Origin of the sequence: Solihabitans fulvus, from assembly GCF_008386585.1 — a bacterium.
GTDB lineage: Bacteria > Actinomycetota > Actinomycetes > Mycobacteriales > Pseudonocardiaceae > Solihabitans > Solihabitans fulvus.
Map to the genome: position 1 here is coordinate 1 of NZ_VUOB01000237.1, position 458 is coordinate 458.

1 protein-coding gene is annotated in these 458 nt (G+C 72.9%); it reads right to left on the reverse strand.

The window, feature by feature from the left end:
* A partial coding sequence (locus tag F0L68_RS43100) for a hypothetical protein (protein WP_223199627.1) occupies nucleotides 1–458 on the reverse strand: 458 nt, incomplete at both ends.

Below are 458 nucleotides of genomic sequence, written 5' to 3' on the forward strand. Positions count from 1 at the left end.
CCGGCATGCTCGACCTCGGCACGAGTTCCCGCTGGACCGCGTCGAACGCGATGCCCGCGGCCGCGTTGTCCCGGGTGCGCCACAGTGCGCTGCCCTTGCGAGCGGTGAACGTGCCGAACGCCGCGATAGTGACACCGTCGCGGCTCGCGCTCCAGCCGCGACCGTGGAGTTCGTGGCGGCGCTCGATGACCCCGAGGAGTCGACCGGCGTGGCGGACTCGCCAGATGCCGGTCTCCCGGTCGAGGGTGGTCTGGGTCAGGCTCCAACCAGGTCCGATCGCCGCAGCCATGTCCACGGTCACCGCCGGATCGTTCTCCGCTGGCTGCGGCGCCGGACGAGGTTCGACCGCCGCCGCCGATGCGGCCGGCTTCCGATGGGACGGCAGGAGCTGGTCGTACTCGGCGACCGAGGGCGGGGGACGGTCGCGCAGTTGCGGCTCGGTGGCCGGCTCACCGTCG